The organism is Actinospineispora eucalypti (assembly GCF_039543365.1).
GTDB classification, from domain to species: domain Bacteria; phylum Actinomycetota; class Actinomycetes; order Mycobacteriales; family Pseudonocardiaceae; genus Pseudonocardia; species Pseudonocardia eucalypti.
The window spans coordinates 82,421-104,664 of the sequence record NZ_BAABJP010000018.1 but is presented as its reverse complement, the minus strand read 5'-3'; the positions used below and the strand labels follow the sequence as shown (position 1 = coordinate 104,664).

At 73.1% G+C, this 22,244-nt stretch carries 19 protein-coding genes; 10 read left to right on the top strand and 9 right to left on the bottom strand.

The window, feature by feature from the left end; genetic code table 11:
- Positions 1-409 precede the first annotated feature (409 nt).
- Genes ABEB12_RS20010 through ABEB12_RS19995 form a run of 4 tightly spaced genes read left to right on the top strand, consistent with a single transcriptional unit; the run spans position 410 to position 5,961 of the window.
- Entirely contained in the window at positions 410-1,864 is a 1,455-nt protein-coding gene (locus tag ABEB12_RS20010) for an FAD-linked oxidase C-terminal domain-containing protein (protein WP_185060255.1), read from the top strand.
- The gene (locus tag ABEB12_RS20005; protein ID WP_185060254.1) at positions 1,861-3,027 is read left to right on the top strand and encodes an FAD-binding protein; all 1,167 of its coding nucleotides are present in this window, start codon (positions 1,861-1,863) and stop codon (positions 3,025-3,027) included. The genes ABEB12_RS20010 and ABEB12_RS20005 overlap by 4 nt, the downstream gene beginning before the upstream one ends.
- Positions 3,024-4,304, top strand: a complete 1,281-nt coding sequence (locus ABEB12_RS20000; protein ID WP_345702968.1) for a (Fe-S)-binding protein — start codon at positions 3,024-3,026, stop codon at positions 4,302-4,304. Before ABEB12_RS20005 ends, ABEB12_RS20000 begins: the two co-directional genes overlap by 4 nt.
- Before the next feature lie 31 nt (positions 4,305-4,335).
- Positions 4,336-5,961: a lactate permease LctP family transporter gene (locus ABEB12_RS19995; RefSeq protein WP_185060253.1), complete on the top strand. Its 1,626-nt coding sequence runs from the start codon at positions 4,336-4,338 to the stop codon at positions 5,959-5,961.
- A gap of 409 nt (positions 5,962-6,370) precedes the next feature.
- Here the strand turns inward: ABEB12_RS19995 and ABEB12_RS19990 are convergent, their stop codons facing one another.
- The 4 genes from ABEB12_RS19990 to ABEB12_RS19975 are packed head-to-tail and all read right to left on the bottom strand — an operon-like array spanning position 6,371 to position 10,571.
- Complete coding sequence (locus ABEB12_RS19990; protein ID WP_185060252.1) at positions 6,371-7,612, bottom strand: amidohydrolase family protein; 1,242 nt, start codon at positions 7,610-7,612, stop codon at positions 6,371-6,373.
- Entirely contained in the window at positions 7,612-8,766 is a 1,155-nt protein-coding gene (locus ABEB12_RS19985) for an ABC transporter substrate-binding protein (RefSeq protein WP_185060251.1), read from the bottom strand. The genes ABEB12_RS19990 and ABEB12_RS19985 overlap by 1 nt, the downstream gene beginning before the upstream one ends.
- Positions 8,763-9,584: an SAM-dependent methyltransferase gene (locus ABEB12_RS19980; protein ID WP_185060250.1), complete on the bottom strand. Its 822-nt coding sequence runs from the start codon at positions 9,582-9,584 to the stop codon at positions 8,763-8,765. Before ABEB12_RS19980 ends, ABEB12_RS19985 begins: the two co-directional genes overlap by 4 nt.
- Before the next feature lie 36 nt (positions 9,585-9,620).
- Positions 9,621-10,571, bottom strand: a complete 951-nt coding sequence (locus tag ABEB12_RS19975; protein WP_185060249.1) for a thiamine-phosphate kinase — start codon at positions 10,569-10,571, stop codon at positions 9,621-9,623.
- 268 nt (positions 10,572-10,839) lie between these two features.
- Here ABEB12_RS19975 and ABEB12_RS19970 point away from each other — a divergent pair, with 268 nt between their 5' ends.
- Complete coding sequence (locus tag ABEB12_RS19970) at positions 10,840-11,076, top strand: Lrp/AsnC ligand binding domain-containing protein (RefSeq protein ID WP_185060248.1); 237 nt, start codon at positions 10,840-10,842, stop codon at positions 11,074-11,076.
- 2 nt (positions 11,077-11,078) lie between these two features.
- The gene (locus ABEB12_RS19965) at positions 11,079-11,606 is read left to right on the top strand and encodes a DUF3515 domain-containing protein (protein WP_345702967.1); all 528 of its coding nucleotides are present in this window, start codon (positions 11,079-11,081) and stop codon (positions 11,604-11,606) included.
- Positions 11,607-11,875: 269 nt separating this feature from the next.
- Here ABEB12_RS19965 and ABEB12_RS19960 read toward each other — a convergent pair whose 3' ends face one another.
- Positions 11,876-13,003: a D-alanine--D-alanine ligase gene (locus tag ABEB12_RS19960; RefSeq protein ID WP_185060247.1), complete on the bottom strand. Its 1,128-nt coding sequence runs from the start codon at positions 13,001-13,003 to the stop codon at positions 11,876-11,878.
- Positions 13,004-13,057: 54 nt separating this feature from the next.
- Positions 13,058-13,510 (bottom strand): Lrp/AsnC ligand binding domain-containing protein, encoded by a 453-nt coding sequence (locus tag ABEB12_RS19955; RefSeq protein WP_185060246.1) that lies wholly within the window; start codon positions 13,508-13,510, stop codon positions 13,058-13,060.
- 82 nt (positions 13,511-13,592) lie between these two features.
- Between ABEB12_RS19955 and ABEB12_RS19950 the strand changes: the two genes are divergently transcribed.
- On the top strand, positions 13,593-14,198 hold the full coding sequence (locus tag ABEB12_RS19950; protein WP_185060245.1) for a LysE family transporter: 606 nt from the start codon (positions 13,593-13,595) through the stop codon (positions 14,196-14,198).
- Here the strand turns inward: ABEB12_RS19950 and pdxR are convergent.
- On the bottom strand, positions 14,195-15,628 hold the full coding sequence (gene pdxR / locus ABEB12_RS19945) for a MocR-like pyridoxine biosynthesis transcription factor PdxR (RefSeq protein ID WP_185060244.1): 1,434 nt from the start codon (positions 15,626-15,628) through the stop codon (positions 14,195-14,197). The genes ABEB12_RS19950 and pdxR overlap by 4 nt on opposite strands.
- 81 nt (positions 15,629-15,709) lie before the next feature.
- Between pdxR and ABEB12_RS19940 the strand changes: the two genes are divergently transcribed.
- Entirely contained in the window at positions 15,710-16,360 is a 651-nt protein-coding gene (locus ABEB12_RS19940; RefSeq protein ID WP_185060243.1) for a pyridoxamine 5'-phosphate oxidase family protein, read from the top strand.
- Between the two features lie 762 nt (positions 16,361-17,122).
- Here ABEB12_RS19940 and ABEB12_RS19935 read toward each other — a convergent pair.
- Positions 17,123-18,157, bottom strand: coding sequence for an NAD(P)H-dependent glycerol-3-phosphate dehydrogenase (locus ABEB12_RS19935; protein ID WP_345702966.1), 1,035 nt, complete (start codon positions 18,155-18,157; stop codon positions 17,123-17,125).
- Positions 18,154-19,047: a lysophospholipid acyltransferase family protein gene (locus ABEB12_RS19930; RefSeq protein ID WP_345702965.1), complete on the bottom strand. Its 894-nt coding sequence runs from the start codon at positions 19,045-19,047 to the stop codon at positions 18,154-18,156. Before ABEB12_RS19930 ends, ABEB12_RS19935 begins: the two co-directional genes overlap by 4 nt.
- 72 nt (positions 19,048-19,119) lie before the next feature.
- Here ABEB12_RS19930 and cofC point away from each other — a divergent pair, with 72 nt between their 5' ends.
- Both cofC and ABEB12_RS19920 read left to right on the top strand, forming a co-directional pair.
- Positions 19,120-19,842 (top strand): 2-phospho-L-lactate guanylyltransferase, encoded by a 723-nt coding sequence (gene cofC, locus ABEB12_RS19925; RefSeq protein ID WP_345702964.1) that lies wholly within the window; start codon positions 19,120-19,122, stop codon positions 19,840-19,842.
- 69 nt (positions 19,843-19,911) lie between these two features.
- Positions 19,912-22,239 carry an RNA degradosome polyphosphate kinase gene (locus ABEB12_RS19920; protein WP_185060242.1) on the top strand — a complete coding sequence of 776 codons (2,328 nt, stop codon included), beginning with the start codon at positions 19,912-19,914 and terminating at the stop codon, positions 22,237-22,239.
- Positions 22,240-22,244: the final 5 nt, after the last annotated feature.

Genomic DNA, 22,244 nt, shown 5'->3' with positions numbered 1-22,244 from the left:
GTTGTTTCAGTCACTTCAGCAGGCTGATTCAGTCACTTCAGCAGGCGTGGCGGTCAAATCGCCGGGATGGCGCCGGAACTGGGCTTGAGCGTCGCCCATCGCCACGCACCGAGAGTGACCAGTGCGCTCAGCGCCGGGCCCGCCTCGCGTGATCCGGCGGTGCGACGTGAACCGACCCGGCATGGCCGACCCGCCCCACCTGGCCGAAGTGACTGAAACCGCCTGCCGAAGTGACTGAAACAACGTGCTGAAGTCACTGAATCAGCGTGCTGAAGTGACTGAATCAGGGGGAGGGGGGAGGTGGTGGGTCGGCGCCGGAGTATTTGGGCTGGCCTAATTCTTTAGCTCTCAACTTGACGTTATTCCTCTCAGCAGGAAGACTTTTCCGCCAGGTGGAAGGGAGCTGGCCATGTCCGTCGACGGTGCCGCGCAGCGCGACTTCGAAGTGGCGCTCGGCCCGGACAACGTGATCAGCGACCCGCCCCGGCTGCGCAGCTACGAGTGCGACGGGCTGACCGGCTACCGGGTGGTCCCCGCGCTGGTGCTGCTGCCGCGCACCGCCGAGGAGGTGGCCGCCGCCGTCCGGGTCTGCGCCGCACACGACGTCCCGTTCGTGGCCCGAGGCGCGGGCACCGGGCTGTCCGGCGGCGCGCTGCCGGTGGCGGACGGCGTGGTGATCAGCCTGCAACGATTGCGCCGCGTGCTCGAGGTGGACCCGGTGGACCAGCGCGCGGTGCTCGAGCCCGGCGTTACCAACCTGGACATCACCAAGGCCGCCGCGCCGCACGGGCTCTACTACGCACCCGACCCCTCCAGCCAGCAGGTGTGCACCATCGGCGGCAACGTGGCGGAGAACTCCGGCGGCGCGCACTGCCTGAAGTACGGATTCACCACCAACCACGTGCTCGCCCTCGAGGTGGTGCTGGCCAGCGGCGAGGTGGTGACCCTCGGCGGGGACAGCGCCGAGCAGCTCGGCCCGGACCTGCGCGGGGTGTTCCTCGGCTCGGAGGGCACCGTGGGCATCGCCACCAAGATCACTGTGCGGCTGCTGCGCACCCCGGAGACGGTGCGCACGCTGCTCGCCGACTTCCCCTCGGTGGCCGCGGCGGGCGAGGTGGTCAGCGACGTCATCGCCGCCGGGATCGTGCCGGCCGCCGTGGAGATGATGGACACCCTGGCCATCGAGGCCGCCGAGGAAGCCGTGCACGCCGGTTACACCCGGGGCGTGCCGGCGGCCCTGGTGGTCGAGCTGGACGGGCCGGTGGAGGAGTGCGCCGCGCAGTTCGACCGGGTGCGCGAGATCTGCGAGAGGCACGGCTGCACCCGGCTGCACATCGCCGGTGACGCCGAGGAGCGGGCGGCGATCTGGCGCGGGCGCAAGTCGGCGTTTGCCGCGGTGGGCCGGATCAGCCCGGACTACTTCGTGCAGGACGGGGTGGTGCCGCGCACCCGGCTGGCCGAGGTGCTCGGGCGGATCGCCGACATGGGCGCCGACGAGGGCCTGCGGGTGGCCAACGTGTTCCACGCCGGGGACGGCAACCTGCACCCGCTGGTGCTCTACGACGCCGCGGCCGGGGAGACCGAGCGCGCCGAGGCGCTGTCCGGCCGGATCGCCGAACTGTGCGTCGAGCTGGGAGGGTCCCTCTCCGGGGAGCACGGCATCGGCACCGACAAGGCCTGCTCGATGCCGAAGATGTTCGGCGAGGTGGACCTGGCGGTGATGGCCAGGGTGCGCTCGGCGTTCGACCCGGCCGGGCTGTGCAACCCGGGCAAGCTGCTGCCCACGCCCCGGCTGTGCGGCGAGCGGCCGGGACCGTACCGGCCGCACCCGCTGGAGCAGGCCGGGGTGATCGAGCGGCTATGAGCGTCGTGACCAGGTTGAACCCCACCACGATGGCCGAGGCGGCCGCCGCGCTGGCCGAGACCACCGGCCGGGTGCGCATCACCGGCGCGGGCACCGCGCCCGACTGGGCCGGCGCACCGGCACCGGCCGAGCACCTGCTGGACACCACCGGGCTGACCGGGGTGATCGCCCACCACCCGGCGGACATGACCGTCGAGGTGCGGGCCGGCACGCCGCTGCGCGAGCTGAACACGCTGCTGGCCGCGCACGGGCAGCGGGTCGCGCTGGATGCCGCCCGGGTGGCCCACGGCGCGACCGTGGGCGGTCTGATCGCCACCGCCGACGCCGGCCCGCTGGCGCTGGCCAACGGTTCGATGCGGGACCTGGTGATCGGCGCGGTGCTGGTGCTCCCGGACGGCACCCCGGCCCGCACCGGCAGCCACGTGATCAAGAACGTGGCCGGGTACGACCTGGCCAAGCTGGTGCACGGCTGCCACGGCACCCTGGCCCTGATCGCCGAGGTGACGCTGCGGCTGCACCCGCTGCCCGAGGCGGAAGCCACCGTGCGACTGGCCGGCCCGCTGGACGACGCCGCCGAGGCGACCGGGCGGCTGCTACGCGAGCCGTTGGAGCCGGTGGCGGTCGAGTGGTCGGACGACGCGCTGCTGGTGCGGCTGGAGGGCGGCGCCGCCGCACTGCCGGCCCGGGTGGCCCGGGTGGTCGAGGCGCTCGGCGCCGGGGCCGAGGCGCTGGACGAGGATGCGGCGGCGGCCGCCTGGGACGGGCACGCCGCCCAGGTCCACCCCCACCCCCTTGCTCTGCGTGGAGATACGCAACAAACAGTGCACCCGAGCGGCGCGGTGTTGCGGGTGGGCACCCGGCCGTCCCGGTTGGCGCCACTGCTCGGCGAGCTGGCCGGCACCCGGGTCACCGCCGGCCTGGCCACCGGGGTGGGCACGCTCACCCTGCCTGCCGAACCCGACGTGGTGGCCGAGGCGCACCGCCGGGTACACGCCGTGGGGGGCACATCGATGCTGCGGTCCCGGCCGGCCGGGACGGAACTGCCCGCCTGGGGTCCACCGCCGTCCGCGCTCGGCCTGCTGCGCGCGGTGCACGCCGAGCTGGACCCCACCGGCCGGCTGGGCGCCGGCCGCTTCACTCCCTGGTTGGAGGAAACAGCGTGAGCTCGTTCGACGCCCACCACCCGCCGGCCCGGGAACTGCTGGACGACTGCGTGCACTGCGGTTTCTGCCTGCCCACCTGCCCCACCTACCAGCTGTGGGGCGAGGAGATGGACTCCCCGCGCGGCCGGATCTACCTGATGAGCCTGGCCGAGCAGGGCGAGATCGGCCTGACAGGCGCGCTGCACGAGCACGTGGACGCCTGCCTCGGATGCATGGCCTGCGTGACCGCCTGCCCGTCCGGGGTGCAGTACGACCGGCTGCTCGAGTCGGTCCGGCCGCAGCTGGAGCGCAACGTGCCCAGGCGCCGGGCCGACCGGTGGTTCCGGGACGCGATCTTCGCGCTGTTCCCCCACCGCCGCCGGCTGCTGGCCGCCGCCGTGCCCGGGGTGGCCTACCAGAAGCTGCGCGCGATACCGGCCGTGGCGCGGCTGGCCGCCAAGCTGCCCGGCCGGTTCGCCGCGATGGAGGCGCTGCTGCCGCCGGTGCGGCTGCGCGATGCGTTCGCCCGGCTGCCCGAGCGGATCCCCGCCCAGGGCACCCGCCGGCGCACCGTGGCGCTCCTGGCCGGGTGCGTGCAGGACGTGTTCTTCCACCCGGTGAACGAGGCCACCGCCCGGGTGCTGGCCGCCGAGGGCTGCGACGTGCTCGTGCCGAGGGACCAGCGCTGCTGCGGCGCGCTGGAACTGCACGCCGGCCGGGAGGAGTCCGCGCTGGCCCGCGCCCGCCGGACCATCGCCACCTTCGAGCGCCGCGGCGCCGACACGGTGGTCGCCAACGTGGCCGGCTGCGGTTCCTCCCTGAAGGAGTACGGCGCGCTGCTCGCCGACGACCCGGAGTGGGCCGAGCGGGCGGCCGCCTTCAGCGCCAAGGTGCGCGACGTGACCGAGCTGCTGGCCGAGCTGGAGCCGGTGGCGCCCCGGCACCCGGTGAAGGCGCGCGTGGTCTACCACGACGCCTGCCACCTCGGGCACGCCCAGGGCGTGCGCGCCCAGCCGCGCGCGGTGCTGCGGGCAGTGCCCGGAGTGGAACTGGTCGAACTGGCCGAGGCCGAGCTGTGCTGCGGCTCGGCCGGCATCTACAACCTGGTGGCGCCGGAGGCGGCGGCCGAGCTGGGCGCCCGCAAGGCGGCCAACGTGCGCGCTGCCCGGCCCGACCTAGTGGTCACCGCGAACCCGGGGTGCCTGCTGCAGATCCGCCGCCACCTGGATGCGGACGTGAAGCTGCTGCATCCCGTCCAACTGCTGGACGCCTCAATCCGGGGCGTCCCGGTGCACTGATCACGCACATTTCCGAGGGGAGAGAGCAACGATGCTCTTGGCTTACCAACAGGAGGTCAACGCGGTGGGCGGGTCACTCGCCCTCTCCGCGCTGGCCTCGATGATCCCGCTGGCCGTCGTACTGGTGCTGCTCGGCGTGGTCAAGCTGCGCGCGCACTGGGCGGCGCTGGCCGGGTTGGTCGCCGCACTCGCGGTGGCGGTCATCGGGTACGGCATGCCGGCCACCCCGGCGCTGTCCTCGGCCGCGCACGGGGCGGTGTTCGGGTTCTTCCCGATCCTGTGGATCGTGATCAATGCGCTGTGGGTGTTCAACATAACCGTGGCCACCGGCCACTTCGACGTGCTGCGCGGCAGCTTCGGCGCGCTGTCCGCCGACCGGCGCACCCAGGCCATCCTGGTGGCGTTCTGCTTCGGCGCGCTGCTCGAGGCGCTGGCCGGGTTCGGGGCACCGGTGGCGATCACCTCGGTGATGCTGGTGGCTCTGGGTTTCCGGCCGATCAAGGCGGCCGTGGTGGCGCTGGTGGCGAACACCGCGCCGGTGGCGTTCGGCGCGATGGCCGTGCCGGTGATCACCCTGTCCAAGGTGACCGGGCTGCCGCTGGAGTCGGTGGCCTCGGTGGTCGGCCGGCAGACGCCGTTCCTCGCCCTGTTCGTGCCCCTGGTGCTGGTGTTCCTGGTGGACGGCAAGCGCGGGGTGCGTGAGGCGTGGGCGCCCGCCGTGATGTGCGGCGTGGTGTTCGCGGTCGCCCAGTTCGTCACCTCCAACTACCTGTCCGTGCCGCTCACCGACATCGTGGCCGCGCTGCTGGCCGCGCTGGCCGTGGTGGCGCTGGCCCAGCTGCGGCCGGCCTCCACCTGGGCGATCCGCAGCCGGGTGGTGGCGGTCGGCGGGCCCGGCACCGCCACCGCCCCGCCGTCCCGGTCCGAGGTGTGGCGGGCCTACCTGCCGTACGTGGTGATCGTGGCGGTGTTCTCGCTGGCCCAGCTGCCCGGGATCAAGCCGGTGCTGGACAAGGCGCTGATCAAGTTCCGTTGGCCGGGGCTGGACGTGCGCACGCCGTCCGGCGCCGAACACAGCACGATGACGTTCTCACTCACCTACCTGACCACCGCCGGCACGCTGATGCTCATCGCCGGTCTGCTGGTGCTACTTCTGCTGAAGGTGCGCGCCGGCCAGGCGCTGCGCATCTACGGCAAGACGCTGTACGAGCTGCGCTGGGCGATCCTCACCGTGATGACCGTGCTGGCCCTGGCCTACGTGATGAACGCGTCCGGGCAGACCACCTCGATCGGCACCTTCGTGGCGGCCGCCGGCGGCGCGCTGGCCGTGCTCTCCCCGGTGCTCGGCTGGTTCGGCGTCGCGGTCACCGGCTCCGACACCTCGGCCAACGCGCTGTTCGGGTCACTGCAGGTCACGGCGGCCCAACAGGCCGGCCTCTCGCCGGAGCTGCTCGCGGCGGCCAACTCCTCCGGCGGCGTCCTCGGGAAGATGCTCTCCCCGCAGAACCTGACCATCGCCTGCGCCTCGGTCCGCCTGGACGGTCAGGAAGGCGTGCTCCTGCGCAAGGTGATCGGCTGGAGCCTGGCCATGCTGGCCGTCCTGGCCCTCATCATCGGCCTCCAGGCGACTCCGGTACTGGGCTGGATGTTGCCTTAGGGAAGCAGGTGCCGGTTTAAAGATCGGCTTGGACGGCCGCGGCTGGGTGGTCTGCCGCGGCTTGGTCCCGGCCGTTGCGGCCCCGCCCGGGGCCGGCATCGGCCCAATTTCATGATCAGCATGACGTGGCGGCCATGCCGGGCGCCCACATTTGACCGCCATGTCATGGTGATCATCGATTCGGCCGTTGCGGGCCCGCCCGGGGACGGTGACGGCCGGATTTCATGATCAGCAGGGCATGGCGGCCGCTTTCAGGTGCTCGAAGCGGCCGTGGCGCCCTGTTGATCATGCGGGAAGCCAGACGGGAGCCGCATCGATCGCCAAACGCAACAGCCCTCACCAGGCCACGGCAGAAAACCCAGCCGCGGCCGTCCAAGATGATCTTTAAACCCCAGCCCAACAGCCCAACTCAGCCAACGCCCAGCGCCGTCTCCCGCCGCACGGAGGTGTAAGCCACCACCCGACCCCGACGCAGTACCAACCGGGAGCCAACAGGACCGGCGACCACGTCGGACAGATCCTCCGCCTGGACCACAAGCAGATCAGCCAGCCGACCCGCCACCGGACCAGCCGCCGGCAGGCCCAGCACCGCCCGCCCGGCGTCCGTCACCGCCGTCAACGCCTCCCCCGCATCCAGGTGCGCCGCCGTGATCAGCAAGGACGTGGTCTCGAACGGGTCGGGGCGGCCGACCGGGTTGAACGGATCGCGCAGGTTGTCCCCGCCGGCCGCCACGGTGATGCCCGCCGCGAGTAGCTCGCGCACGGCCGTCAGCCCCCTCGGCTTCGGCCGATCGGAAGAACGTCCCTGCAGGTAGAGGTTGGTGATGGGCAGGGTGACGACGGACATCCCCACCGCGCTCACCTCGGCCAGCACCGCGTCCAGTGCCGGCCGAGCCAGGCAGCCCAGGCTCACGCAGTGGCTGGCCGCGACCCGCCGGCGCAGCCCCCGGCTGCGCCACTGCCGGGCCAGCTCCAGGATGGTGAGCGCCTCCGGGTTGGTCTGCTCGTCGGTGTGCAGGTCCATCTCGAGGTCGCGCCGCTGCGCGATGTCCACCAGCCGGTTCACCTCGGCGGCCGGGTCCGGCGCCCGGTGCGCGCTGCCGCCCAGCAGGTCCACGCCTAGATCCAGCGCCCGCTCGATCAGCTCCACCGGCATCTGGTGGTCGGCCAGCAGGCACACCTGTAGGTCCAGCACGTCGCGCAGTTCCTCGCGCAGCCCCACCAGCGCGCGCACCCCGCACAGCGGATCGGCCGCGGCGACCACCACGTTCACGTGGCTGCGCACAGCGGTGAACCCGGCGGCCAGGTAGCGGCCGAGCGCGCGCCTGGCCCGGTCCGCCACGTCCGCCTCGGTCATGTCCACGGCGTACCGGCTCCACGACTCGATCGCGGTGAACAGGTCCCCGTACGGCGCGCCCATCGCCGACCAGGTCAGCGCCTTCTCCAGGTGCGCGTGCGGCTCCACCGCCGAGGGCAGCACCACCCAGCCGGGCAGCTCCAGCTCGCCCTTCCCGGCGGGGTCGCCAGTCGCCGGGACCACCGAACCGACCCGGCCGTCCGGGCCGATTGACACATCCACCGACGCCCCGTCGACCGTGCGCACGCCGCGCAGCGCCGAGACGGCCTGCCCGACGCGCGGTTCGGCGGCCATCAGTTGAGCGTAATCGACGGGTCGAGGAACCGGGCGGTGGCCAGGTCGGCCGCCGTCAGGCCGGGCCGCACGGACGCGCCCGACCGGGTCAGGATCGGGGCGAAGGTGTCGATGGTGGCCTGCATCCGGGCCGGGTCGATGCCGCCCAGCGGGCCGCTGCGGTCGTCGGCCACGATGCCCAGCTCGCGCATCGCGTTGGCGGCGAACCCGGCGACCCCGGCCGAGTAGCTCCAGCCGTCGTCGTATTTCGCCACGGTTTCCACGATCAGCCGGTTGGCCCGCGCCGGATCACGCAGGTAGTCGCGTTGCGCGCGCTGGATGATGGGCACCAGCTTGGTCAGGCAGCCGGACAGCCGGTCCAGCTCCCCGGTGCGCACGGACAGCGCCTCCGGGTAGATCGAGTAGCCGGCGTCGGCGTGCAGCTGGTACCTGATCGGCTTGTTCCAGCTGGGGATCTCGTGCTGGTAGATGTACGGCTCCATGGTGGCGTAGCCGTCCTGGGCGATCGTCGGGTCGGCGACGAATCGCGTCGGCGCGCCGGTGTAGCCGGTGTCCACCTGGTCCGGCTTGATCAGGCCCTCGGCGACGAGCAGCGCGGACGAGTTGTTCGCCTTGGAGGTCAGCACCTTGGCCCCGGAGGCGCCGATGTCCGCGAAGGTCCGCCAGTCCGGGTGGGTGGCCGGGTCCCACATGAGCATCTGCGGGCTCTTGTTCAGCGGGGCCACCACGGCGGTGACCGGCTGGTTGGCCGAGGTGCCGATGGCCAGGTCGGTGTGCACCGCGCCGAGGGTGAGCGAGCGGTCCAGGTACATCTGCGCCGGCACCGCGGTGAACCCGATCGCCGCGCCGCCGGCCCTGATCTCGATCCTGACCCCGGTGTCCCGGCCGTCGATGACCAGCGGGCCGGACACCCGCTTGCGCTCGGCGTCGATGGTGTGGCCCGGCCCCACCAGCTGGTAGAGCACGCCGTGCTCGGCCTCCGGCTCCCAGGACTCCTGCACCGCCACGGTCTCCGGGCAGTCCCCGGCCAGCCGCTCGGCGCCGGTCGCGGCCGGCAGTGCGGGCGCGGCCGGCCCGGGCGTCGGCGGATTGGCGGAACACCCGGCCAGCGCCGCCGCGCACAGCGCCGCGACCAGCGCGATCCGCCCGGTCACGGCTTGCGCCCCACTCCGCCGTACGAGTCCACCGGTCGGGGCCGGTCCAGGCTCAGCCCGGGGCGCCACAGGGTGCACGGCACGATACCCGGGTCCACCAGCTCGAGCCCTTCGAAGTAGGCGGCGAACTGCTCGGGGGTGCGCAGGGTGTAGTTGTCGATGCCGGTCTCCCGCCGCCGCTCCTGCGCCCGGACCATCTCGTCCCCGAGCTGGACGCTGTCGTTGACCATGAAGTAGCTGCCGCCGGCCACCTCGTCGCGCAGCCGGGCGACCAGCGCCATCGCCTCGTCCAGCCCGATCGCGCCGAGCAGGCCGAACAGCACCACGCAGATCGGGCGGTCGAAGTCCAGCGTCTGCCGCGCCTCGTTGAGCACGTAGTCGATCTTGCGCGCGTCCGACTCCACGTAGACGCACACGCCCTCGTCGGTCGAGCTGGTCATCAGCGCCCTGGCGTGCGCCAGCACCGCCTTGTCGTTGTCCAGGTAGACCACCCGGGAGTCCTTGTGCACCCGCTGCGCGACCAGGTGCAGGTCGAACAGGTCCGGCGGGGCCGGCAGGCCGCAGCCGAGGTCCAGGAACTGCCGCACCCCGCCCTCGGAGGCCACCAGCCGCACCGCCCGGGCCAGGAACAGCCGGCATTGCCTCGCCAGGTAGAAGATGTCCGGGTAGGACGCGGCCATGATCTCGCCGGCGCGCCGGTCCAAGGGGTAGTTGTCCTTGCCGCCCTGCAGGTAGTTCCACATCCGGGCCGGCGACGGCCTGGCGAAGTAGTCACTGGGCAGGGCCGGTGGCCCGTCGGCGTTCGACCCGTCCGTCACCGGTGTCACGCTAGCCGGTTTTGGAGTCAGTGAGTACTAAGTGAAGTGTGTCCAGCCGGCGGGTCCGGCGTACGGTTCGCCGTCCACCGTCACGGCCGCCCCGGGGGTGGCCCGGCCGATCACCCGCCAGCCGTCCGGCAGCGCCGCGTCCGCCGGGAAGGTGGCGGCCAGCGCGTGGTCCTCGCCGCCGGTCAGCAGCCAGCTCACCGCGTCGGCGCCGAGTTCGGCGGCCGCCTCGGCCAGCTCGGGCGGTACCGGCAGCGCCGAGGAACGCACGTCCAGGCCGACGCCGGAGGCCTCGGCGATGTGGCCGAGGTCGGCCAGCAGGCCGTCGGATATGTCGATCATCGCGGTGGCCCCGGCCTCGGCGGCGGCCGGCCCGGCGCGGTACGGCGGCTCGGGCACCCGCTGGGCGGCGACCGGTCCCGGTGGGGTCTCCCGGCCGGCGGCCAGCAGCGCCAGCCCGGCGGCCGCCCAGCCGGTCCGCCCGGCCAGCGCCAGCACCTCCCCGGCGGAGGCGCCGGCCCGGGTGACCGGGGCCCGCCCGCGGAGGTCCCCGAGCACGGTCACGGAAACCACCAGCGCCGGCGCGGACACCACATCCCCGCCGACCACGCCGGCCCCCACCCGGGACGCCTCCGCCCACAGGCCGGCCGCGACCTGTTCGGCCACGTCGGCCGGCAGGTCCGGCGGGCAGCCGAGGCCGACCAGCAGTGCGGTGGGCACGGCGCCCATCGCGGCCACGTCGGCCAGGTTCACGGCGGCGGCCTTGCGGCCGACCTGCTCCGGGGTCGACCAGTCCAGCCGGAAGTGCACGCCGGCCACCAGCACGTCGGTGCTCGCCGCGACCCGGCCGTCCGGCGCCGCCACCACCGCCGCGTCGTCGCCCGGCCCCAGCAGCGTGCTCACCGGCTGCACCCGGCCCTCGGTGAACCGCCCGATCAGCCCGAACTCGCCGACCTCCGAGACAGTTCTTTTGGCTACCAAAACTCTCCGTTCCGCCAATCGGGTATCCGATATTGGACCGCGGTAGGTTTCACCTCGCCGTCGTTCTTACCCGACCGGCGGCTCCACCCGCGGGTTAGGGCGTGTCTGATGGATCTATGCCGAGCGAGCGGTGATCCAGATGGATGCGTCGCAAGGCGGAGGAGGAGCTCATAGCGGAGCTATGTGCGACGACGACAACGCCGCGAGGCGCCATCTGGGCGCCGCGCAGCCGGCTGGATGATCCATCAGACACGCCCTAGGGGGCTCAGTGGTACAGGCATACATCCTGATCCAGACCGAGGTCGGCAAGGCGTCCACCGTGGCGGCCGAGATCGCCGGACTGGCCGGCGTGCTGTCCGCCGAGGACGTCACCGGCCCCTACGACGTGATCGTGCGCGCCGAGGCGGACACGATGGACAACCTGGGCAACCTGGTGGTGGCGCAGGTGCAGAACGTCCCGGGCATCACCCGCACGCTCACCTGCCCGGTAGTGCACCTGTCCTGACGGTGAAAACGCGCCGCCACCCGGCCACCGTACTGCTGTTCGTGCTGCCGGTGCTGTTGCTGCTGGGCGCCGTCGTGCTGGCCGTCGGGGCCGGTCGGGACGCCCGCCCGGAGCCCTCCACCGGCCCGCTCGCGCTGCCCCCGGTGGAGGCGCCGGACGCGGGCGCCCCGGCCTGCACGGCGCTGCTGGCCGCGCTGCCCGCCGCGCTGCCGGTCAGCCAGGGGGTGGCGGACCGGTTGCCGCTGGCCGCCCCGGCCCCGGCCGGCGCCCAGGCCTGGGCGCCCGGCGGCGACCGCCGGCAGCCGGTGGTCCTGCGCTGCGGGCTGCCCCGGCCGGCCGAGCTGACCCCGACCTCGCAGCTGATCGTGATCAACGGTGTGAGCTGGCTGAACCTCTCCGAACCGGACCGGGACACCTTCATCGCCGTGGACCGCGCGGTCTACCTGGCGCTCACCGTGCCCCGGGCGCTCGGCACCGGCCCGGTTCAGACCGTCTCGGACACCGTGCGCACGGCACTCCCACCTCGCTAGGACGGGTTTCGAAGCGTTGACCTGGCCGCCGGCGCCGCACCATCGGTCGCTCCAGTGTGCCCGTGCAACATCAACTCATCCTGAGAGACCCTTCGCCGGTCAGCAGGGTCTCTCAGGATGAACTCGGTGCAGGCGGCGGCAAGGCCACCCCAGCGGCTGTCCAAGCCGCCCTCCAGCCGGCACCGCGCAACCTCACAGCCGCCCATGGTGCGGGCCGTGCGGCGCCGCGGGAAGCAACGCGGCCCCACCCGGGCCACGGCGGACCAGCGCTATCGCAGCCCGGTGCCCCGGGCCAGTGCGGTCTCGATCAGCGTGGTGAGCAGCGTCGGGTAGTCGATCCCGGTGACCGCCCAGGCCTTCGGGTACAGCGAGATGGAGGTGAAGCCGGGCATGGTGTTCACCTCGTTCAGCACCACGTCCCCCTCGTCGGTGACGAAGAAGTCCACCCGGGACAGGCCCTGGCAGTCCAGCGCGCGGAACGCGGCGATGCCCAGCTCGCGGACCCGCTCGGTGGTCACGTCGTCCAGCTTGGCCGGGATGTCCAGCTCGGTGACGTCGTCCAGGTACTTGGCCGCGAAGTCGTAGAAGTCCGGCACCGCGCCACCGGTGCCCGCGCCGACGATGCGGATCTCGCCCGGGAGGCTGGCCCGCACCGAGCCGTCCGGGAACTCCAGCACCGCGACCTCCACCTCCCGGCCCGGAACCGCCGCCTCCACCAGCACCTTCGGGTCGTGCTGGCGGGCCAGCCGGACGGCCGCCGGCAGGTCGGCCCAGTCGGCGACCCGGGTGATGCCCACCGAGGAACCGGCCCGCGCCGGCTTGACGAACACCGGCAGGCCCAGCCGCTCCCGCTGTTCGTCGGTCAGCGTGTCCGTGCCGGGCCGCAGCACCACCAGGTCCCCGACCGGCAGGCCCTCGGCGGCCAGCAGCTTTTTGGCGAACTCCTTGTCCATCGCCACCGCACTGGCCAACACGCCCGCCCCCACGTAAGGGGTGCCCGCGAGCTCGAGCAGGCCCTGGATGGTGCCGTCCTCGCCGTAGGCGCCGTGCAGCACCGGGAAGACCACGTCGACCCCGCTGAGCACCTCGCCGGCCCGGCCCGGGTCCAGCAGCACCAGGCCGCCCCGGGTGGGGTCGGCGGGCAGCGCGAGGCCGGCGCCGGCCGGGTCCACCTCGGGCAGCGCGCGGTCGTGGATGGCCAGCACCGCCGGGTCGTCCGTGCCGAGCACCCAGCGGCCCTCGGTGGTGATGCCCACCGGAACCACTTCGAACCGCTCCCGGTCCAGGTGGGTGAGCACGCTGCCGGCGGAAACGCAGGAGATGGCGTGCTCGCTGCTGCGGCCGCCGAAGACCACCGCCACTCGGATCTTGCCGGACTCGGTTCCAGGGTGCTCCATGGCCGGCGAGCGTAGCTGGCGGCCCGGCGGAGCGCCGGTCAGGCTCTCAAGCTCTCACGCCGGCAGCGGGCGGTCGTCCACCACGCGCTTCATCACCAGGGTGGAGTTCATCCGGGCCATCCCGGGCAGGCCGGCCAGCACCTCGTCCTGCAGCCGCTGGTAGGCCGCCAGGTCGGCGGTCACGACCCGCAGCAGGTAGTCCGGGTCGCCGAACAGCCGCTGGGCCAGCAACACGTTGGGGATCCGGGCGACTGCCTCCTCGAAGGCCAGCAGGGTGTCCCGGTCCTCCTGGCGCATGGTGACGAACACCAGCGCCTCGAACGTCAGGCCGAGCGCGGCCGGGTCCACCACGGCGCGGTAACCGAGGATCGCCCCGGTGCGCTCCAGCTCACGCAGGCGCCGGTGACACGGGGACACGCTCAGCTTCACCCGGGCGGCCAGCTCGGTGAGCGTCAACCGGCCCTGTTCCTGCAGTGTGGCAAGGATCTTCCGGTCGATCGCGTCCATGGAGAAGATTTTTCCATCACAGCGCCGATTGGCAACAGAACTTGGAAGCACATCCCGGCGATTCGGACATAGCGTTCCAGGTATGCCAGCCAGTGCCTTCTTCGGTTTCTGGGCGGTAGCCGCCCTGCTCATCGTCGTGCCCGGCCCGGACTGGGCGTTCGCCATCGGCGCCGGCCTGCGCGGGCACGTCGTCCCGGCCGCCGCCGGGATCGTGCTCGGCTACCTGGCCATGACCGCCGCGGTCGCCGCCGGCATCGGCGCGCTGGTCGTCACCACCCCGGCCGCGCTGACCGTGCTGAGCGTGCTCGGCGGCGGGTACCTGGTGTGGCTCGGCGTCGGCGGCCTGCTCCGCCCCGCGTCACTGCCCGGCGCGGCGGAACCCACCGTGCGCGGCCCCCTGTCGGTCATCGCCCGGGGCGTCGGCGTGAGCGGCCTGAACCCAAAGGGCCTGCTCATCTTCCTGGCCACCCTGCCCCAGTTCACCGACCCGGCGTCGAGCTGGCCGATACCCGGCCAGCTGGCCGCGCTGGGCCTGCTGTTCTCGCTGACCTGTGCGGTGGTCTACCTGCTGGTCGGCGCGTCGGCCCGGCGCATCCGGCGGGCCCGGCCCGGCGCGGTGGCGCTGATCTCCCGGATCTCCGCCACCTGCATGCTGCTGCTCGGCGTCGGCCTGCTTGCCGCGCTCTAGCGCCGAAGGCGCTCGGCCGAGCGCGCGCCCAGTGTGGCGCGTGCGGGAACACCCTGCCCTGACCAGGCCTCGCCGACCAGGTCCGCGACCACCGGCACCGCCCGGCGCAGCTCCGCCGTCCCGGGCCCGGCGTACCCCACCGATACGCCGAACACCCTGGCCGCTCCCACGTGGTAGTCGCCGAGCGGAGGCACCAGCACGCCGGCCGCGTCCGCCCCGGCGACCACCGCGCGCTCCGCCGCCGCCGAGGGCAGCCCCACCCGCAGGTGCGCACCGGCCGCGTCGCCGAGCACCGGGGCCCCGGAACCGGCCATCGCCTCGATCACCATCTCCCGGCGCACCGCCAGGGTGGCCCGCAGCCGGCGCAGGTGCCGCGCCAGGTCGCCGTACTCGGCCAACCCGGCGAACACCAGCTGGCCGGCCGGCGAGGGCCGGCTGCCACTGCGCTCCCGGGCGGCCAGTACGCCGGCGTGCAGCGCGGGCGGGGCGACCAGCCAGCCGACGCCCAGCGTCGGGGTGAGCAGCTTGCTGGCCGTGCCCAGGTGGGCGACCACGTCCGGGCCGAGCGCCACCAGCAACGGCAGCGGGGCCACGTCGTAACGCAGCTCGCCGTCGTAGTCGTCCTCGATCACCAGGAAGCCCTCCGCGCGGGCCCGCTCCACCAGCGCCACCCTCCGGTCCGCCGGCAGCCGGCTGCCCAGGGGGAACTGGTGCGCCGGGGTGCAGTAGACGGCGGCCAGCCCGGCCGGCAGGCGGTCCACCCGCAGGCCGTCGTCGTCCATCTCGGCCGGGACCACCCGCAGGCCCCGGTCCAGCAGTGCGTTCGCCGCGCGCTGGTAGCCGGGCTCCTCCATGGCGACGACCGCGCCCGGCGGCAGCCGGGCGGCCACCTCGTGCAGGCCCGCGGTCACCCCGGCGGTGGCCAGCACCTGGTCCGGGTGGGCGTTGAGGCCCCGGTGACGGAGCAGGTGCTCGACCACGGCGCGGCGGAACTCGGGCCGTCCCGGGTAGTCCGGCAAGGTGTCCGGGCGCCGGTCCGCCGCCGCCCGCCAGGCGCGTCGCCAGGCCGCCCGGTCCAGCACCTCGAGGCAGGGGCGGCCGCTGTTCAGGTCCACCCGCGCGGCGGGCGGGGCGGCCGGGCGCGGGGCGGGGGCGGGTTGCCCGGCGCTGGTGTTCGGCGCGGCCGCCAGGTACGTGCCGGAACCCCGCCGGCCGACCAGCCAGCCCTCGGCCAGCAACTGGTCGTACGCGGCGGCCACCACGCTGCGGCTCACCCGCAGCCGGGCGGCCAGCGCGCGGGTGGAGCTCAGCCGCTCCCCCACCCGCAGCACCCCGCCCGCCGCGGCGGCCCGCAGTGCGTCGGCCACCTGGACGGCGAGCGGCGCCTCGGCCTCGCGGTCCAGCACGATCGGCAGTTCGTCCACCGCCACAGCGCCCTCCCTCAAGTGGACTGTCTTGTTTGCTCTGAAATGGCCCTGTCAGAATGCCACTCTCCGACCGACCATGGCGACATGGAGCTATCCACCACCCCACGCACCCAACTGGGCCGACACTCCGAACGCACCCGCGCCGACCGCGCCGAGTTGTACCGGGTGCTCGACGAGGCACTCATCTGCCACCTCGGCGTGGCCGGCGACGACCCGGCCGGCGCCCCGATGGTGCTCCCCACCTGCTTCGGTTACCTGGAGGACACGCTCTACCTGCACGGGTCCACCGGCGCGCGCAGCCTGCGCGGCGGTTCCGGCGCGGAGGTGTGCATCACGGTCAGCCTGGTGGACGGGCTGGTGTACAGCCGCTCGGTGTTCTCCCACTCGGCCAACTTCCGCTCCGCCGTGATCTACGGCGCCGCCCGGCCGGTCACCGACCCCGAGGAGAAGCTGCTCGCCCTCGAGGCCATCGTGGAACACACCACCCCCGGCTCCTGGAACCACGCCCGCCGGCCGAACCGCAAGGAGCTGGCCGCCACCGCCGTGCTGGCGGTCCGGCTCACCGAGGCGAGCGTGAAGGCGCGCGGCGGACCGCCCGTGGACCAGGACACCGACGTGGCCACGGCGGGCGTGTGGGCCGGAGTGTTGCCGGTGAACACCAGCTACGGGCCGCCGCGGCCGTGCCCGCTGCTGCCGGCCGACGTCCCGGTGCCGGCGCACGTACGGGACCGGTAGGTGGGCGTTTCTTCCGCGGCTCGAACTGCCGGGCGGCGGTTTAAAGCCGCTTGGACGGCGAGGCGTGGGCGGGCTGCCACAGGTTGGGCCGCCGGGCCGGCGGTTTGAAACGGCTTGGACGGCGAGGCGTGGGTTGGGCCGCCGGGCCGGCGGTTTAAAGCCGCCTCGACGGCGGAGCTTGGCGACCTGCCGCAGGTTGGGCTGCCGGGCGGCGGTTTAAAGCCGCCTGGACGGCGGAGCTTAGCGGCCTGCCGCAAGTTGAGCCGCCGGGCGGCGGTTTGAAACGGCTTGGACGGGTAGTGGTGGCGGGGATCCAGGCTTGATCGCCGATCGTGGCGGTTCAGCGTCGAAAATCGAGGCTAAACCGCCAGCAGCGGCGATCACCCGACACCACCGGCGCGGTCTGTGGCTTTCGGCCGTTTGACCAGCGAGCCGGGCACTACCCCGCGAGCCTTTCATGGTCATCAGGGCACTGTGGCCGCTCCGGATCGATTCAGGGTGGCCCTCATGTCCTGATGACCATGGAACGGGGCATCGAGTGTTACATCCTTCAGGTTTTCCTAGATCAAAAAGGAACCGGGTAGCACTCACCGGGCGAGCCCGTGCCGCCTCCGGAACCGGCGGCCCGGCAGACTCGAGCCGCGGCAGGTCACCCAGCTCCGCCGTCCAAGCGGTTTTAAAACCGCCCGCCCGGCGGCCCAACCCGCGCGACCGGCCACCAAGTCCCGCCGTCCAAGCGATCTCTAGACCGCGCGAACCGCCTCATTCCGGCTTGGGAGTCCTCGTCACCAGCGCCTTGGCCATTGCGGAGGCGGAGAGGCCCTCGTGGCAGACCTGGCGCACCCCGTCGGTGATCGGCACGTCCACCTGGTGGCGGCGGGCCAGTTCGCAGATGGACAGGCAGGACTTGACCCCCTCGGCCACCTGGCCGTGGTTGGCCGCCTCCGCCTCGGCCAGGCTCTCCCCCCGGCCGAGGTGCTCGCCGAAGGTTCGGTTGCGGGACAGCCGGGAGGAACAGGTGGCCACCAGGTCACCCATGCCGGCCAGCCCGGCGAAGGTCAGCGGGTCCGCGCCCAGGCGCACGCCCAGCCGGCCCAGCTCGGCCAGACCTCGGGTCATCAGCGAGGCCCTGGTGTTGTCGCCGAGGCCCATGCCGGCGGCGATCCCGCAGGCCAGCGCGATCACGTTCTTGCCGGCGCCACCCAGTTCAGCGCCGACCACGTCGGTGTTGGTGTAGACCCGGAAGTAGCCGGAGGTGCAGGCCAGCTGAACGTCGACGGCCCGCTGGTGGTCGGGGCAGGCCACCACGGTCGCGGTCGGCTGCTCTTCGGCGATCTCCCGGGCCAGGTTCGGGCCGGAGAGCACGGCGATCCGGTCATCGGCCACGCCGGCCACCTCGGCGATCACCTGGCTCATCCGGTTCAGCGTGCCCAGCTCCACACCCTTGGCCAGGCTGACCAGCGTCACGTCCTCGGGCAGCGCGGGCCGCCAGCCCGTCAGGTTGGCCCGCAGGGTCTGCGAGGGCACCGCGAACACCACCACGTCCGCGCCGGCCATCGCCTCGGCCGGGTCGGCCACCGCGACCAGGTTCTCCGGCAGCCGGATGCCGGGCAGGTAGTCCGGGTTCCGGTGGTCGGCATTGATCACCTTCACCACCTCGGGGCGGCGCGCCCAGAGCGAGACCTCCCGCCCGGCGTCGGCCAGGACCTTGGCGAACGAGGTTCCCCAGGAGCCGGCGCCGAGCACCGCCGCGCGCCGGATCCTCGGCACCGTCCCCGTGGCCGCTTCCGGCGTCACGAGGCCGCTTCCCCGCCCGCCGAGCCACTCGCTGACCTACCCGTCGAGCCACCCGCCGAGCCGTCCGTCGAGCCGTCCGGAGAGCCACCCGCCGAGGCTTCAGAGCCACCCGCCGAGCCGTCCGTCAAGCCACTCGCCGAGCCGTCCGGTGAGCCGTCCACCGGGCCTTCCGGCGCGGCCGGGCGCCCGGCGCGGCCCTTCCGGTAGAAGCCGGCCGGCGCCGGCTCGCCGCGCACCTCGGCGAGCAGGTCCCGGACCACGCCCATCATGTGGTCGGTGACCTCCCGCAGCAGCGCGGCGTCCACCGGGCGGCCCCGGTAGGCGGACAGGTCGATCGGGTCGCCGCAGCGCACCACGATCTCCTTGCGGGGCAGCGGGCGGAACTTCTTCTGGTACATGTCGAACACGTCCAGCGTGCCCCAGTGCACCAGCGGGATCACCGGTACGTCGCCGGACAGCGCCAACCTGGCCACCCCGGTCCGCGACTGCATGGGCCACTGGTCCGGGTCGCGCGTGATGGTGCCCTCCGGGTAGATGATCACCATCTTGCCGTCCTCCAGCGCCTCGATGCCCGCACTGAGGCTGCGCTGCGCGTCCGCCGAGTCCCGGTACACCGGGATCTGACCGGAACCCGGCATGATCCACTTCATTACCGGCAGCCGCCAGATGCTGTCCTTCGCCAGGAACCGGGGTACCCGCTTGCCCCGGTGCACGAACACCGCCGTGTACACCGGGTCCAGGTACGAGATGTGGTTGGCCACGATCAGCGCCGGCCCGGACCGGGGGATCCGGTCCAGCCCCTCCACCCGCCACCTCCCGCACAGCCAGGTGAGCGGGTAGAAGAAAACCGCCGTTAACCCAACCCAGAAGCCGCCCTTCTCCCGCGCCACCCTGGACCTCCCCGATCGACCACTGCGCCCGTGCGGCGCGCCTGCGCCGCATCCAGATGTAACCATGGACGGGTGTCCCCATACACGCCGGCCGCGCGCGGCGACCACGGCCGCACCGTCGACCTGCTGGTCCCGGTAAAGTCGCTGGCCAGGGCCAAGACCCGGCTGCGAGGCGCGGCGGACAACGGCGTCGGCGACCCCGGGGCGCATGCCCGGCTGGCCATGGCCATGGTCCGGGACACCCTCGCGGTGGCCCGCTCGGCACCTGGTGTTCGCCGGGTGTTCGTCGTCACGTCCGACCCCGAGGTGACCGGTGCACTGGCGGCGGACGTGCCCACGCTGCCCGACCACCCGCAGCGCGGGCTGAACGAGGCGCTGCGGCACGCCGCCGAGCTGCTGCGTGCCGAACCCGGCCCGCGCGCCCCGCTCGGCGCGCTGCAGGCCGACCTGCCCGCGCTGCGGGCCGAGGAGCTGGCCGAGGCGGTGGCCACCTCGCTGTCCGCGTTCCGGGCCGGGCTGGCCGAGCGGGCGTTCTGCCCGGACGCCGGGGGCACCGGCACGACGCTGCTGCTCTGCACGGCGGACACCGAGCTGGACCCGGAGTTCGGGCCGGACTCCGCGGCCGCCCACCAGCGCGGCGGGGCGCTGCGGCTGACCGGGCGCTGGCCGGGCCTGCGCCGGGACGTGGACACCCCGGAGGACCTGCGCGCGGCGGCCGCCCTGGGGCTGGGCGAGAACACGCGGGCGACACTGGGACACGTGACACCCATTCGGGCGAGGCCGGACGGATTGTGACCTGCTGTTCACCTAGTACCGACCGGTACAGGGAACACGGTTAGCCCTTCAGTGGGTCAGAATGGCCGGGTGGCTTCCGAACCGGCATCCGATGGACAGAACGGCCGACGGCGAGCCCGCGCCGCCGCCCCTCGCCGGACGGCCGCGAAAACCCGCTCGGCGCGGGCCGCGAGGGGCGCGGTAGCCACCGCCGAGGATCCGGGCACCGAGGCCGCCGGACGCATCGGCCCGGCGCCGGTGAGCGCCAGCTCGGCCCGCCGGCCGCCGCCCCGGCCGGCGGTGCTGCTCCCCCAGGCGCCGGCCGCGCCGCCCGCTCCGACCCCGGCCGAGGTGCGCACCGACCTGCCGGACGACCGCTACCTGAACCGCGAGCTGTCCTGGCTGGACTTCAACGCCCGGGTGCTCGCGCTGGCCGAGGACACCAGCCAGCCGCTGCTGGAGCGGGCCAAGTTCCTGGCCATCTTCGCGTCCAACCTGGACGAGTTCTTCATGGTCCGGGTGGCCGGGCTGAAGCGCCGGGACGAGACCGGCCTCACCGTCCGGTCGGCCGACGGCCTCACCCCGCGCGAGCAGCTGGCCCGCATCTCGGAGCGCAGCCAGGCGCTGGCCGAGCGGCACGCCATCGCGTTCCGCGACTCGGTCCAGCCCGAACTGGCCACCCACGGGATCCGCGTGCTGCACTGGGAGGAGCTCACCGAGGGGCAGCGCGACAAGCTCTCGCTGTACTTCTCCGAGCAGGTGTTCCCGGTGCTCACCCCGCTCGCGGTGGACCCCGCGCACCCGTTCCCGTACATCTCCAGCCTGTCGCTGAACCTGGCCGTCACGGTGCGCGACCCGCAGGGCCACACCGAGCGGTTCGCCCGGGTCAAGGTGCCCAACAACGTGCCCCGGCTGGTCCCCGTGGAGTCCCGCCAGGGCGACCTGATCTTCATCCCGATCGAGGACCTGATCGCCGCGCACCTGGGCGAGCTGTTCACCGGCATGGAGGTGGTCGAGCACCACGCCTTCCGGGTCACCCGCAACGCGGACCTGGACGTCGAGGAGGACCGGGACGAGGACCTGCTGCAGGCCCTGGAACGGGAGCTGGCGCGGCGGCGGTTCGGCCCCCCGGTGCGGCTGGAGATCACCGACTCGATGAGCGAGCACGTGCTGGAGCTGCTGCTGCGGGAGCTGGACGTGGATCCGCACGACGTGATGGTGGTGCCCGGCCTGCTGGACCTGACCATGCTGTGGCGGGTCTACGGCGAGGACCGGCCGGCACTGAAGGACCCGCCGTTCGTGCCGGCCACCCACCCCGCCTTCGCCGAGGGCGAGACGCCGCGCAGCGTGTTCGCCACCCTGCGCGAGGGCGACGTGCTGGTGCACCACCCGTACGACTCGTTCTCCACAAGCGTGCAGCGGTTCATCGAGCAGGCCGCCGCCGACCCGCAGGTACTGGCCATCAAGCAGACGCTCTACCGCACCTCCGGTGACTCGCCGATCGTGGACGCGCTGGTCAGCGCGGCCGAGGCGGGCAAGCAGGTGGTGGCGCTGGTCGAGCTGAAGGCCCGGTTCGACGAGAAGGCCAACATCCGCTGGGCCCGCGAGCTGGAAAAGGCCGGCGTGCACGTGGTGTACGGGCTGATCGGGCTCAAGACGCACTGCAAGACCTCGCTGGTGGTGCGCCAGGAAGGCTCCCGGATCCGCCGCTACTGCCACGTGGGCACCGGCAACTACAACCCCAAGACCGCCCGGCTCTACGAGGACATGGGCGTGCTCACCGCCGACCCGAAGGTGGGCGCGGACGTCGCCGACCTGTTCAACTCGCTGACCGGTTACGCCCGGCAGAACAAGTACCGGACGCTGCTGGTCGCACCGGCCGGCGTGCGGAGGGGGCTGATCGACCGGATCGAGGCGGAGATCGCCCACCACGCGGCGGGCCGCCCTTCCGGCATCCGGTTCAAGATGAACTCGATGGTCGACGAGCAGGTCATCGACGCGCTGTACCGGGCGTCCCAGGCGGGGGTGAAGGTGCAGGTCGTGGTGCGCGGCATCTGCGCGCTCATCCCCGGCCGCCAGGGACTGAGCGAGAACATCGAGGTCCGCTCCATCCTGGGCCAGTTCCTCGAGCACTCCCGGGTCTTCCACTACGTGGGAGCCGGCGAGTACTGGATCGGCAGCGCGGACATCATGCACCGCAACCTGGACCGCCGGGTGGAGGTGCTGCTGCGGGTCAGCGAGCGGCTCACCGGCCAGCTGGACGACATGTTCAACTCCGCGCTGGACCCGTCCACCCGGTGCTGGGTGCTCGGCCCGGACGGGGGGTGGACGCCGTCGCCGGCCGGAACCGACGACGGCACCCCGGTGCGTGACCACCAGACCGAGTCGGTGCGCCGGCACGCCCTGGCTGCCGAATGAATCCG

Bases quoted from the DNA above. Each gene is read 5' to 3' on its own strand.
- ABEB12_RS19960 (WP_185060247.1), bottom strand. From the start codon at position 13,003: ATGGAGCACCCTGGAACCGAGTCCGGCAAGATCCGAGTGGCGGTGGTC.
- ABEB12_RS20010 (WP_185060255.1), top strand. From the start codon at position 410: ATGTCCGTCGACGGTGCCGCGCAGCGCGACTTCGAAGTGGCGCTCGGC.
- ABEB12_RS19940 (WP_185060243.1), top strand. From the start codon at position 15,710: ATGGAGCTATCCACCACCCCACGCACCCAACTGGGCCGACACTCCGAA.
- ABEB12_RS19990 (WP_185060252.1), bottom strand. From the start codon at position 7,612: ATGGCCGCCGAACCGCGCGTCGGGCAGGCCGTCTCGGCGCTGCGCGGC.
- ABEB12_RS19955 (WP_185060246.1), bottom strand. From the start codon at position 13,510: ATGGACGCGATCGACCGGAAGATCCTTGCCACACTGCAGGAACAGGGC.
- ABEB12_RS19995 (WP_185060253.1), top strand. From the start codon at position 4,336: ATGCTCTTGGCTTACCAACAGGAGGTCAACGCGGTGGGCGGGTCACTC.
- ABEB12_RS20005 (WP_185060254.1), top strand. From the start codon at position 1,861: ATGAGCGTCGTGACCAGGTTGAACCCCACCACGATGGCCGAGGCGGCC.
- ABEB12_RS19950 (WP_185060245.1), top strand. From the start codon at position 13,593: ATGCCAGCCAGTGCCTTCTTCGGTTTCTGGGCGGTAGCCGCCCTGCTC.